General features: G+C 50.9%; 13 protein-coding genes. 2 read left to right on the forward strand and 11 right to left on the reverse strand.

Features of this window, described 5'->3' with window-relative positions; all coding sequences use genetic code 11:
• Window positions 1-17: 17 nt before the first annotated feature.
• From I2H39_RS09400 to I2H39_RS09415, 4 genes are all read right to left on the reverse strand, one after another.
• Complete coding sequence (locus I2H39_RS09400) at window positions 18-890, reverse strand: ATP-binding protein (RefSeq protein ID WP_195626306.1); 873 nt, start codon at window positions 888-890, stop codon at window positions 18-20.
• A 26-nt stretch (window positions 891-916) separates the two neighbouring features.
• The gene (gene cysE / locus I2H39_RS09405; protein WP_138306629.1) at window positions 917-1,594 is read right to left on the reverse strand and encodes a serine O-acetyltransferase; all 678 of its coding nucleotides are present in this window, start codon (window positions 1,592-1,594) and stop codon (window positions 917-919) included.
• Window positions 1,595-1,773: 179 nt separating this feature from the next.
• Window positions 1,774-2,199, reverse strand: coding sequence for a protease complex subunit PrcB family protein (locus I2H39_RS09410; protein WP_138306628.1), 426 nt, complete (start codon window positions 2,197-2,199; stop codon window positions 1,774-1,776).
• A gap of 79 nt (window positions 2,200-2,278) precedes the next feature.
• A complete protein-coding gene (locus I2H39_RS09415) occupies window positions 2,279-3,319 on the reverse strand; it encodes a branched-chain amino acid aminotransferase (RefSeq protein ID WP_138306933.1) in 1,041 nt (346 codons plus the stop codon).
• 219 nt (window positions 3,320-3,538) lie between these two features.
• Between I2H39_RS09415 and I2H39_RS09420 the strand changes: the two genes are divergently transcribed.
• Both I2H39_RS09420 and I2H39_RS09425 read left to right on the forward strand, forming a co-directional pair.
• Entirely contained in the window at window positions 3,539-4,126 is a 588-nt protein-coding gene (locus tag I2H39_RS09420) for a TetR/AcrR family transcriptional regulator (protein WP_195626307.1), read from the forward strand.
• Between the two features lie 303 nt (window positions 4,127-4,429).
• A complete protein-coding gene (locus I2H39_RS09425) occupies window positions 4,430-5,965 on the forward strand; it encodes a sodium/proline symporter (protein WP_138306626.1) in 1,536 nt (511 codons plus the stop codon).
• A 132-nt stretch (window positions 5,966-6,097) separates the two neighbouring features.
• Here I2H39_RS09425 and spoIIID read toward each other — a convergent pair whose 3' ends face one another.
• From spoIIID to I2H39_RS09460, 7 genes are all read right to left on the reverse strand, one after another.
• Entirely contained in the window at window positions 6,098-6,373 is a 276-nt protein-coding gene (gene spoIIID / locus I2H39_RS09430) for a sporulation transcriptional regulator SpoIIID (RefSeq protein WP_138306625.1), read from the reverse strand.
• 123 nt (window positions 6,374-6,496) lie between these two features.
• A complete protein-coding gene (locus tag I2H39_RS09435) occupies window positions 6,497-7,915 on the reverse strand; it encodes a four-carbon acid sugar kinase family protein (protein WP_138306624.1) in 1,419 nt (472 codons plus the stop codon).
• Between the two features lie 20 nt (window positions 7,916-7,935).
• Window positions 7,936-8,748, reverse strand: a complete 813-nt coding sequence (locus tag I2H39_RS09440) for a 3-keto-5-aminohexanoate cleavage protein (RefSeq protein WP_138306623.1) — start codon at window positions 8,746-8,748, stop codon at window positions 7,936-7,938.
• Window positions 8,749-8,824: 76 nt separating this feature from the next.
• Window positions 8,825-9,178: a cupin domain-containing protein gene (locus tag I2H39_RS09445; RefSeq protein WP_138306622.1), complete on the reverse strand. Its 354-nt coding sequence runs from the start codon at window positions 9,176-9,178 to the stop codon at window positions 8,825-8,827.
• 100 nt (window positions 9,179-9,278) lie between these two features.
• Window positions 9,279-10,016, reverse strand: coding sequence for a GntR family transcriptional regulator (locus I2H39_RS09450; protein ID WP_195626308.1), 738 nt, complete (start codon window positions 10,014-10,016; stop codon window positions 9,279-9,281).
• A 77-nt stretch (window positions 10,017-10,093) separates the two neighbouring features.
• The gene (locus tag I2H39_RS09455) at window positions 10,094-11,365 is read right to left on the reverse strand and encodes a TRAP transporter large permease (RefSeq protein WP_138306620.1); all 1,272 of its coding nucleotides are present in this window, start codon (window positions 11,363-11,365) and stop codon (window positions 10,094-10,096) included.
• Window position 11,366: 1 nt separating this feature from the next.
• Window positions 11,367-11,849 (reverse strand): TRAP transporter small permease, encoded by a 483-nt coding sequence (locus I2H39_RS09460; protein ID WP_195626309.1) that lies wholly within the window; start codon window positions 11,847-11,849, stop codon window positions 11,367-11,369.
• Window positions 11,850-11,852 lie beyond the last annotated feature (3 nt).

Below are 11,852 nucleotides of genomic sequence, written 5' to 3' on the forward strand. Positions count from 1 at the left end.
TGATTTATGCTCTTTTTCTATCTTTCATCGTATTCGTCCATGAAATGGCGGCGGACCCCGTCCTTTACATAGCCAAGGCAGGCATCCAGGTTGATGTTCTCAACGCTTTTCATGATATTGGCGTCTATAAAGGGGCTGGTTTTTCTGAGGGAACGGATAAGTTCCTTCATCTCCTGGCGCTTGGAGGTGTGGACAATGTCGGCCGCCTCCCCCGCCATTCCCCTGGCCACCTGTTCCTCTGCAATCTGCTCCGTAAACCGGCAGGCGCACTGCAGGAAATGCAGGCTGTTGTAATCCTTCCAGGCCAGTATATCCTCTTCCTTTACATAATACAGGGGGCGGATTAACTCCATGCCCTGAAAATTGGTGCTGTGAAGCTTGGGCATCATGGTGTTAATCTGGCCTCCGTAAAGGATTCCCATAAGAATGGTCTCAATCACGTCGTCAAAATGATGACCCAATGCTATTTTATTGCAGCCCAGCTCCCTGGCATGGGCGTACAGATATCCCCTTCTCATGCGGGCGCACAGGTAACAGGGCGACTGCTTCACGTCCACCACAATGTCAAATATATCTGAATCAAAGATGCGCACAGGTATATTCATAAGGGCTGCATTATCTTCAATAAGCTTTCTGTTGTCCGGATTGTACCCCGGGTCCATGACAATGAACTCCAGCTCAAAATCCGTCCGGCTCTGGCGCTTCAACTGCTGGAGGCATTTGGCCAGAAGCATGGAATCCTTTCCTCCGGATATGCAGACAGCCACCTTGTCGCCGTCCTTTATCATCTCATAATCCTGAAGCCCCCTGACAAAGGGGCGCCATATCTCCCTGCGGAACGCTTTGATGATGCTCCGCTCTATATTTACATGGGGTGCTTCCTGTTTCATGTGCAGTGTATCTTCTCCTGGGTGGGTTATTTTTCCGTATCAGCCGGCCTGGATTGGGCATCTTTCCGGGCATCCCTTAAGGCGTCCTTCAGGAAACCAATCTCCTTCTCCATCTGCTCCATACGCCGTTTCATACCTTCATACTCTTCGGGCGTCAGACTCTTCTTTTCCTTTGGTATGGTAACGCCATCCTTCTTGATTGCGCGGGCGGGTATGCCGACAGCGGTCACATTATCCTCCAATGGCTTCAGCAAAACTGCATTGGCTGCAATGGAACAGTTATCGCCAACCTCAAACGCGCCCAGGATTTTGGCGCCTGCGCCTACCATTACATTATTGCCCAGGGTGGGATGGCGTTTCCCCTTCTTGGTACCCACGCCGCCCAGGGTAACGCCCTGGTAAATGGTGCAGTTATCACCCACCACAGTGGTCTCGCCGATAACCACCCCGCATCCGTGGTCAATCAGGATGCCGTGTCCCAGCCGGGCGCCCGGGTGAATCTCAATAAGAGTAAAGAAACGGGCAATCTGGGAAATCAGCCTGGCAATGAAAAACATCCTGTGGTTATAAAACCAGTGGGCAAACCGGTGCCATATAAGGGCATGGACTCCCTGGTACAGAAGAAATACCTCCAGGGCATTGCGGGCAGCGGGGTCACGTTCCTGTACGGCCTTGATGTCAAGCCATATGTCCTTGAATATCATATTTACTCCAGCCTTTCTTTAACAAGTTAACACAATGCTACGGTAATACGACATTTTCCTAAAAAGATTAAATATCGTATAGTATAGCATATGATATTCAAATTAAAAAGAGCTTTTTACACTTTACAACCTGTTTCATAGCTCTTTTCAGGCTTTTGTCTCCCCCCTGCCCTTTTATACTACTGGAATACCACAGGATTCTCCAGATACTCGGTTCTGATTACAATATATGGAAATGACTGTTCCGCGCCGGCGTTCTCCCCCTTTTCAGGTCCCTTCAGCTCTGTATTGATGACAATGGAGTTGTCGGTGAGATAGAGCTCGTTGACGCTGATGCTGTAACCCCCTGTGGGCTGTACGCCGTAACCCACTGCTATGTACAGATTCTGTTCATCGCTGTATGTGAGTTTAAACGGCTGCTGCTGTTTCTCAGCAATCAGATTCTTAAGCTCATCCGGCACATCCATATCGCCTGCCACTGTGAAATCCAGGTCCCTGACCTTATCTCCGCTGTCCTTTGATGCAGAACAGCCGGCCAGCCACAGGGTCATGGCAAACAGCATCATGAGCCCAAGGTACACGTTACCCTTAATCGTTCCTTTCATGTTAAAAACCTCCCGGAATATATGATACAATTACTATCAATATATTCCGGGAGGCTCTGATTATGCGTTGAAATGCCCGCTATACTATTTTCCTGATCCAGCCCTCAGGCGCTTCGATGGTGCCCATCTGAATGCCGGTAAGGGTATCGTACAGCTTCCTGGTAACAGGTCCCATGGCGTCCATGCCGCTTGGGAAGCAGATTTCCCTGCCGTGGTCCACAATCTTGCCCACAGGGGAGATAACGGCTGCTGTTCCGCACAGTCCGCACTCTGCAAAATCATCCAGTTCAGAAAGCTTCACAGGTCTCTGGGTCACCTTAAGGCCCAGATAATGTTCTGCCACGTACACAAGGGAACGCCTTGTAATGGATGGAAGGATGGAATCAGACTGAGGCGTCACCACCTGGCCGTCCTTTGTGACAAACAGGAAATTGGCTCCGCCTGTCTCCTCGATATATGTCCTGGTACCCGGGTCCAGGAACACGTTCTCGTCATATCCTGCTGCATGGGCCGTGACAGATGCGTGAAGGCTCATGGCGTAGTTCAGTCCGGCCTTTACATGTCCGGTGCCGTTGGGTGCTGCGCGGTCAAAATCGCTGACGCAGAGAGTCAGAGGTTTTGCGCCTCCCTTAAAGTATGGGCCCACGGGCGTTCCAAAAAGTCTGAACTGGTACTCCTGGGAAGGCTTGACGCCGATAACAGGACCTGAGGCAAACATATAGGGTCTGAGGTAAAGGGTTGCTCCGCTTCCGAATGGAGGCACCCAGGCAGCGTTGGCCTTAACCACCAGGTCCACTGCCTCCAGGAATCTCTCCTTGGGGAAGGGCGGCATCTCCAGCCTTCTGGCGGAATTCATCATACGCTCTGCATTCAGGTCAGGGCGGAATGTGACAATGCTTCCATCCTCAGTTGTATAAGCCTTAAGGCCCTCAAAAATCTCCTGGCAGTACTGAAGAATACCCGCACACTCATTAATCACCACATTGGGGTCAGAGGTCATGGCGCCCTCATCCCATGCTCCGTCTTTATAATTCGCCACATAGCGCTTGTCCGTGGGCATATAGGAAAATCCGATATTTCCCCAGTCCAGGTCTTTCTTTTCCATAGTCAATTCCTCCATTCGGGTAGATATAAAATGTATTTTGAACACAATTATAATCGTATTAATCCGCAAAATCAATGGGTTCCTCGCAAATATACTATACAATTCCTGCATATCAGCCATAACCTCTCCTGTAATTCACATTCCCCATAAACACCTGGCAGCTGCATTGCGAAACCCGGCAAACTGTGTTAAGTTATAAAATAGGAATGAACCAACGCAAGGAGATGTGCATACATGGCCAAGAAAAACGCCCGCAACACCCGCGGAAAGATTGTAAACGCAGCATGGCAGCTGTTCTATGAGCAGGGATATGAAGATACCACGGTGGAGGAAATCATCGAACTCTCCCGTACCTCCAAAGGGTCCTTTTACCACTACTTCGACGGTAAGGACGCGCTTCTCAGCACCCTGAGCCTGCTCTTTGACGAGAAATACGAGGAACTTATGGATACCCTTACGCTGGAGATGTCTGCCATGGACAAGCTCCTCTTTCTAAACAGCGAACTTTTCGGAATGATTGAGAACAGCATATCCCTGGACCTGCTGGCCCGCCTTCTCTCCACCCAGCTGGTCACCTCCGGCGAAAAGCACCTGCTGGACCACAACCGGACCTATTATAAGCTGCTCCGCAGAATCATTGCCCAGGGACAGGAATCCGGAGAACTGAACGCTGAGACAAGTGTCAATGAGATGGTCAAGCTTTACGCCCTGTCGGAACGCGCCCTGTTGTACGACTGGTGCCTGTGCGCAGGCGAATATTCCCTGCGCAGATACAGCGCCTCTGTCATGCCTGCGTTCCTGAGCAGTTTTCTGCACAGGTGAGGACACGGTTATATCCGGCACCCTTACCCTGCCTGCCGCTTGGTCTTAATCCTGCACCGGCAGGCAGGGCCTGTTTGTATCCTATATCTGTTTGGTTATATGTATAATTATTTTTTCTCTTATATTGTTCCATAATCGTCTAGTAATGTTTTATTGTAAATGCGTCATTTCTTCTCTAATTCTTAATCTTTAGTCTAGTATTTAGTCTATACTTTGTTCTGTATTGCGTTCCACCCATCCCCATGCTATAATGTCAGCATTATGTCTGTTTTTCGCAAAGGAACACATAACAGGAGGGTAATCATGAGTACTGGACAAATAGGAATCCTGGCAGCCATTGTCGTGTATCTGGCAGCCATGGTGTATGTAGGTTTTTATTTCAGCAAAAAAGGCGGCGGTGATTCCGCCGACGAATTCTACCTGGGCGGCCGTAAACTGGGCGCCCTGGTAACTGCCATGAGCGCCGAGGCATCGGATATGAGCAGCTGGCTTCTCATGGGCCTGCCGGGAGTCGCATACCTGACTGGCATCGCAGACGCAGGCTGGACCGCCATCGGCCTGGCCGTGGGTACATACCTCAACTGGCTGATTGTGGCCAAGCGCCTTCGCCGCTATTCCGTTGTCTGCAAAGCCATCACCATACCGGACTTCTTCTCCCGCCGTTACCGGGATGACAGGAACATATTAATGTGCATTGCCGCCATTGTAATCCTGATTTTCTTTATCCCCTATACCGCATCGGGCTTCAAGGCTGTGGGAACCCTGTTCAACAGTCTGTTCGGCGTGAATTACCATGTGGCAATGATAGCCGGTGCCGTGGTCATCATCGGATACACGGTCATGGGCGGCTTCATGGCAGTGTCCACCACGGACCTGATTCAGAGCATTGTCATGAGTATTGCGCTGGTTATCATTGTATTCTTTGGCATCCATGTGGCCGGAGGCTGGAGCGCGGTGGCTGACAATGCCCGTTCCCTGGCAGGATATCTGAGCATGACACATATCCACAGCATGGCTGACAACACAGCGTCCCCCTATGGTTTTATAACCATATTGTCCACCCTTGCATGGGGACTGGGATATTTCGGAATGCCCCATATCCTTCTCCGATTCATGGCCATCAGCCATGAGGATAAGCTGAAAACATCACGCCGCATTGCATCTGTCTGGGTTGTCATCTCCATGTTCGTGGCCATCCTCATTGGTATCATCGGATATGGCGCATCTGTGGCCGGAAGCATTCCCATGTTCTCCTCCAGCTCTGAATCTGAGACTGTTATCATCCGGCTGGCGGATTTGCTGGGACGAAACGGAGTCCTGCTGTCTGTTGTGGCAGGGGTGGTACTGGCAGGTATCCTGGCCTGTACCATGTCCACAGCTGACTCCCAGCTGCTGACAGCTGCTTCAGGCGTATCGCAGAACCTGCTTCAGGACTTCCTGAAGATAAAAATGGATTCCAGGGCTTCCATGACAGCTGCCCGCCTTACCGTTGTGGGCATTGCCCTGGTGGCCATCCTGCTGGCCTGGAATCCCGACAGTTCGGTATTTACCATTGTCTCCTTTGCCTGGGCTGGTTTCGGCGCCTCCTTTGGTCCGGTAATGCTCTTTGCCCTGTTCTGGAAGCGCAGCAATCTAAAGGGCGCCCTGGCAGGCATGATTTCCGGAGGCATCATGGTGTTTGTGTGGAAATACGGCGTGCGCCCCTTGGGCGGCGCCTGGAATATTTATGAACTGCTTCCCGCCTTCATCGTGGCCTGCGTTGCCATTGTAGCCGTGTCGCTGATGACAGAAGCCCCGTCCAGAGAAATCTGCGATGAATATGATTCTGTGGGAAAATAGGACTGCATACAAAATACAAAAACCGCCATTTTCAGATATGACTGTTTCTATCTGAAAATGGCGGTTTTCTCTTATCTATGGGTTTCCCATCTGCTGTTTATATGCCTGGCGTCTGCTTTTCTCCTGTGCCTTTTATTCCTCCTGCTTACTGCAGATAGCCAGTCTGTGCTGGTATTTCTCCCTGGTAGCCAACCCTCCCCGGATATGGCGCTCTGACTTATTCACATCCAGTACAATCCTGGCCTGGGCCGCCAGCCCCGGATTGATGTGCGCAAGCCTGTCAGTTACATCCTTATGTACCGTGGATTTGCTTATCCCAAATTTCTTCGCCGTCTGCCTTACCGTGGCATTGTGGTCTATGATGTAATTGGCGATGGCTACCGCACGTTCTTCAATATACTCCTTCAAAATGAGTCTCCTGAGGATTTTTTTATATCTTATGCAGGAGACAGAAGGATTAGCACATCCTGTACGGTTTCTGTCTTAAATTATTTTTAACTGTGCAGACGGTTTGACCGGCACCGCTGCCCTCTATCCCATCAATATCTCCACTGCCTCCCTAAGAGTCTCTGTTTCCCCTACATTTCCGGGAAATATGACATAAGGCGTCCCAGGGAAACGGCTCTCCGGTCCTGTGCGCCATACCGGTATGCCAGGGCGGATTTGTCCCAGAACCGTGGCACGCTTTACCCTCAGGGCCTTGGTCCCCACATCGCTGGAGGTGATGCCGCCCTTGGCCACCACAAAGGCGGGCCGTACCTTCAGCCTGCCCACCAGCGACTGGACTGCATCGGAAATCCTCACCGACCGCACCAAAGCCTCCTCAGGGCTGTCATGTTCCAGGGAGAGCAGCTTTCTCCTGGTATAAACTGCAACCGTCACGCCCCGGCTTATCAGCTCCTCTTCCCGGCTTATGACAGAGCTGATTTCCTCCTGGAATTTCTCCTCATCCAATACCAAATCAGAATTAAACTCAATGAACCGGATTCCCTCCACGTTTTTTAAGGCCTCCAGCTGGCTGGTGGTCTTTTTTGTATGGGAGCCCACCACTATGATTCCGCCTGTACGGCAGTTTCCTGACACCATCTCTTCCCTGGACAAAAGCGGCCTCTGGCTGATGGCGCCGAATTCCTTTACAAATCCCGCCGCTGTGCGGAACATGAACCTGCGCCCCTGGTTCATGGCATCGTAAAGGGCAATGCAGAACACCTTCAGGTCACAGGCATCCACTGCATTTACCACGATTTTCCCAAAATCATGGAGCGACAGCAGCTTCTTTGTAATAGCTGCATAATCCAGGCTGCGCAGCTCCTCCACAGAAACATCCAGCACCTCCCGGGCCGGGTATCTGCCGCCTGTCTTTTCCTCCACATATTCCTTTAAATTGGAACAATGGTATCCAAAGGTCTTATCCCCGGCAAACTCTGTCTCCCCCGCAGGTACAAGCTCATTCCCGTACTTTACATAGTGCACGTTTCCAATGGTAAAACGCCCGCCCTCCTTAAAATAAGGACAAATGATTTCCCCGTCAACAGCCCTTCCCCTGTATGTTTCCTCTGCCCCGGCCAGCAGCTCTGTCTCCAGGGGATAATGCCCCCTCAGGGTGGAATCTCCCCTGCTGACAATCACATAGTCAATTCCTGTCTCCTCTGACACCTTGGCCACGGTTTCCCCGATTTCCTGATGGGCCCTGGTGGTCTGCTCCACGGTAAATCCCCTGGAATTGGTCAGGATGTAAAACAGCTTTTTATCCTCCTCAAAGCCCCTCTTAACGCTGTCATAGGACCAATCCGTGTACACGGAAATGTCATGGACTGTCTGAACACCTGTGGGGTCGTCGTCCAGGACAATGATTTTATGTTTATCTTCCCGGCATTTTTCTTCCAGCAGGGCCTGTACGGTTTCCATATCCACTCCGGGGTACCGGTCTAATACAGATGCATTTAACATGGTTTGCATTCTCCTCTCTTCTATCTTCCGATGCAGAACAGGGACCTGGCCTCCTCCGGGGACATGGGTTCTTTATCCATGGCCCTGAGAAGCTTCACGGTCTTTTCCACAAGGGGTGCATTGGAGGAAACCCGGGTCTGCGCATCCAGGTAATTGCTGTCCTCAAATCCAATCCTTACGGTCCTGGCTCCCATGCCCACGGCGCCTGCCAGCAGAGAGAAATCCTTTCTGTGGGCCTGCGTAATGCCCCATATGGCGTTGGAAGGAATCATCTGAATCATGGCAGCCAGCGCCTGGGGCGTTGCCGGCGCTTCCCCCTCATGGCCCAGCACAATGCTGAATAAAACCGGGTCCGCAAAATCATATTTCCTCATCAGCTGCGCCATGGTCCAGGTATGGCCGATTTCAAATGTCTCCACCTCCGGGGTCTTTTTCTGCTTCAGGATTTCCCGGATGCAGTACTCCACATCGTCTATAGGATTGCAGTACACGTCCTTTCCCAGATTGGTGGAACCCACGTTCAGGGAACAGGCCTCCACCATATCGGAATACAGGGGGGCGCAGCGCTCCTGTATGTTCAGGTCCGACACCCCGCCTGTGGACACTTCGATGATAATATCCGAATCCCTGCGGATTAAGGCCAGCGTCTCCTCCAGTAATGTCATATCCGGCGTCAGACGGCCCTCCCTGTCCCTTACATGCAGGTGCACCATGGAAGCCCCCGCCTTATAGCACTGGTATACATCCTCTGCTATCTTCTCCGGTATAATGACCTTGTCCGTTGCAGCTACCGGTGCAACGGATACCAGAACCTTATTGTTTATATCTGTCATTTTTCCTGTCTCCTTCTTATGATTTTTCCCGGCCCAAAGCCTCTTCCCCGCCTTGAATCTTGTCTGCAATAATCATTTACGCATACAGTACCTGTGCAATCAATACCAGCGCATCCTCCCCTGTCTGGGCAATTCCGTGGGTGTCGCCGGGCTGGGCTGCGATGATATCCCCTTCCTCCAGATACTGCTCCTGTCCGTTGATGGTGTGGAGGGCTTTCCCCTTTACAATAACCATGGTCTCCATCTCACCCTCATGGGTATGGATGCCGATTGAGACGCCCGGATTCAGCGTATGGCGCACATAAGCCCTTCCCTTTCCCAGCATTTCCTCCTGTCCCATGAGGAGCTTTTCCATCCGGACAGTGCCGTTTCCGCCCATGCATCTGTCAATGGGCGTTATTTCCAAATCTTTTTTCTTCCTATATATCATATTAATTCTCCATTCTCTCAAAAAAATAAAGGGGCTGCTGCATCATTGACTCCAGACACACAATCTGTCCTATTCCAGCCATCATGCAGCAACCGCCTTGCTATTCATCTTTTACTTTTGCCCAGTACTGGTAATGCTCCTCTACAATCGCATATATGCCTGACGAATCCCTGTCCTGCAGAAGCTTCACGATTCTGCGGTGCAGGTCCAGGAAGTTCTCCACTTCCCCGTCCAGGAATATCCTGTCTATGGTCACCATGCGGGAACGGCGCGTGATTTTATCCACATAATTACAGATGGACTGAAGCATCACATTTTCCGTGATTCCCACAATAGCCATATGGAACTGGACGTCCGCCTCAAAAAGGCTGCGTGCCTGGGGCGTCTCCATATGAGCCTGGTATTCCAGTTCCTCCATGGCCTTTTCAATGGCTTCCATCTGGGTCTGCTCCAGGGATTTGGACCTCAGCTTATCCACTGCCAGCTGAAGGAGGCCCACATCAATTACCTTTCTCAGCTCCACAATCTGGCTGGTGGAATCCTTTTGCAGTATGATGCCGTAAAGAACCGGATAAATCATCCTGCTGTCATATTCCTGACTCACGAAGGTACCTTCCGCCCGCTTGATATGTACCACGCCGTAGGCCTCCAACACCTTAATGGCTTCCCGGACGGAATTCCTTCCAACTCCCATTGACTCCGACAATTCTGCTTCTGTAGGGATTTTGTCCCCTGGGTTTAGTTCTCCATTTATGATAGCATTGGTAATGTTGTCTACAATTTTATTAACAACTGACTGTCCTCCGACAGGTTCCTTTAAAAAACTGGTCTTTTCCATGCTGAACCTCCTTGCTGTGAACACTTATTCATAAGTATACATCATATGTTGGTTCAGCGCAATCTTCTGTTCCCTGCCTATGAAGGAATCAGGCACAGGGACAATGCCGGTATGTACGTGATGCACAGCAGCGCCAGAAGAGACATAAGCAGCAGCGGCACCATCTTACGGCATATTTCCTCAAACTTGACCTTTCCGATATCAGCCGCAACATACAGATTGGGTCCTACCGGAGGCGTTACCTGGCCAATGGACAGGTTCAGCACCAGGATGACGCCCAGCTGAATCATGTTGATATCCAGTGCCTTGGCAATGGGCATGATGATGGGAACCAGGATATAGAGGGCGCTGGTGTTATCCATGACGCAGCCCGCGCACAGGAATACAATGTTGATGATGAACAGCATGATGTACTTGTTGTCTGTAAGGGCCAGGGCCATTTCCGTAAGGGAAGCGGCAATTCCCTGCTGGGTCAGCACCCATGAGAAAATGCCTGCATTCATGATGATGAGCAGAATCATGCCCGTTGTCTTGGCAGTGGAGAATAATGTCTCCTTAAGCTCTGCCAGACGCAGCTCCTTGTAGACAAAGATTCCCACTATCAGGCTGTAAACAACCGCAACTGCCGCTGCCTCCGTAGGGGTAAAAAGTCCTGAATAAATACCTCCCAGTACAATCACCGGGCTTAAAAGCCCCCATATGGTATCCAGGAACAGCCTGCCTATTTCCTTTAAGGAAGCTCTCTGTGTATCTCCCTTCCATCCGTACCTCTTGGATTTAATGAACACCATGATGCACAGCATGAAACCGAATATAAGCCCCGGCACAATTCCCGACAGGAACAAATCGCCAATGGATTCCCCTGTAATCATGCCGTAGATAATGAACGTAATACTGGGAGGAATAACGGTTCCCAGGGAGCCTGATATGGCGGAAAGCGCGCTGGAGAATCCTGCGTCATATCCCTGTGCCACCATGGCGGGAATCAGGATGGAGCCCATGGCCGCCACGGTTGCCGTACCGGAACCGGAGATGGCCGCAAAGAACAGGGCCGCCACCACTGCCACATAGCCCAGTCCGCCGTGGACCGGTCCGATGATACTGTCCGCCAGGTTGATGAGACGTTTGGAAATACCGCCCTTGTCCATGATTGCGCCTGCAAGAACGAACAGCGGAATGGTCAGAAGGGAAAACTTCTGCACAGTAGCCTGCATCATGGAAGGAATGACGCCCAGCGGAGCGCCTGAAAATATCAGGGTCAGTGCGCTGGACACTCCCAGCACAATGGCAATGGGGATGCCGAATCCAATCATCACTGCCATGGAACCAAATAGAATCGCTGCTGACATATTATTTTCCCTCCTTTGCTAATCTGATTTCATACTGCACCATACGGGCGATGGAAAAAACCGCAGACAACGGAATGGCGATTCCAATGGTCCACTGGGGCATCTCCAGGACGCCTGTGAGCAGATGATAGTGATACTGCCTGTAAACCATCTGCGCCCCCCAGATAATCCAGATTCCATAGTTGGCAGAGCACAAAAGGAGTCTGCAGATACGGTATACCCTGCGCTTTGCGCCGGTAAATTTATCGGTCAGGTAATTAAAGCCCATATGGGAATCTGTTTTAAACACGCTGGCTGCGGCAAGACAGCAGACCCACACAAACATGGTGGTCACCAGCTCCTGGGTAAACGACATGTTAAACCAAGAAATTTTTCTTGAAAACACATTCATGAATGTGACAAGGGTCATGACAAGCAATGCAACCGAACAGAGATATTCCTCAAGATTCTCCCAGAAATCCTTTAAAAATCCTTTTTCTTTCATAGT

The organism is Clostridium sp. 1001283B150225_161107_B6 (assembly GCF_015556325.1).
GTDB lineage: Bacteria > Bacillota > Clostridia > Lachnospirales > Lachnospiraceae > Enterocloster.

Coding starts and splice junctions, on each gene's coding strand:
- I2H39_RS09400 (WP_195626306.1), bottom strand. CDS start 890: ATGAAACAGGAAGCACCCCATGTAAATATAGAGCGGAGCATCATCAAA.
- cysE (WP_138306629.1), bottom strand. CDS start 1,594: ATGATATTCAAGGACATATGGCTTGACATCAAGGCCGTACAGGAACGT.
- I2H39_RS09410 (WP_138306628.1), bottom strand. CDS start 2,199: ATGAAAGGAACGATTAAGGGTAACGTGTACCTTGGGCTCATGATGCTG.
- I2H39_RS09415 (WP_138306933.1), bottom strand. CDS start 3,319: ATGGAGGAATTGACTATGGAAAAGAAAGACCTGGACTGGGGAAATATC.
- I2H39_RS09420 (WP_195626307.1), top strand. CDS start 3,539: ATGGCCAAGAAAAACGCCCGCAACACCCGCGGAAAGATTGTAAACGCA.
- I2H39_RS09425 (WP_138306626.1), top strand. CDS start 4,430: ATGAGTACTGGACAAATAGGAATCCTGGCAGCCATTGTCGTGTATCTG.
- I2H39_RS09435 (WP_138306624.1), bottom strand. CDS start 7,915: ATGTTAAATGCATCTGTATTAGACCGGTACCCCGGAGTGGATATGGAA.
- I2H39_RS09440 (WP_138306623.1), bottom strand. CDS start 8,748: ATGACAGATATAAACAATAAGGTTCTGGTATCCGTTGCACCGGTAGCT.
- I2H39_RS09445 (WP_138306622.1), bottom strand. CDS start 9,178: ATGATATATAGGAAGAAAAAAGATTTGGAAATAACGCCCATTGACAGA.
- I2H39_RS09450 (WP_195626308.1), bottom strand. CDS start 10,016: ATGGAAAAGACCAGTTTTTTAAAGGAACCTGTCGGAGGACAGTCAGTT.
- I2H39_RS09455 (WP_138306620.1), bottom strand. CDS start 11,365: ATGTCAGCAGCGATTCTATTTGGTTCCATGGCAGTGATGATTGGATTC.
- I2H39_RS09460 (WP_195626309.1), bottom strand. CDS start 11,849: ATGAAAGAAAAAGGATTTTTAAAGGATTTCTGGGAGAATCTTGAGGAA.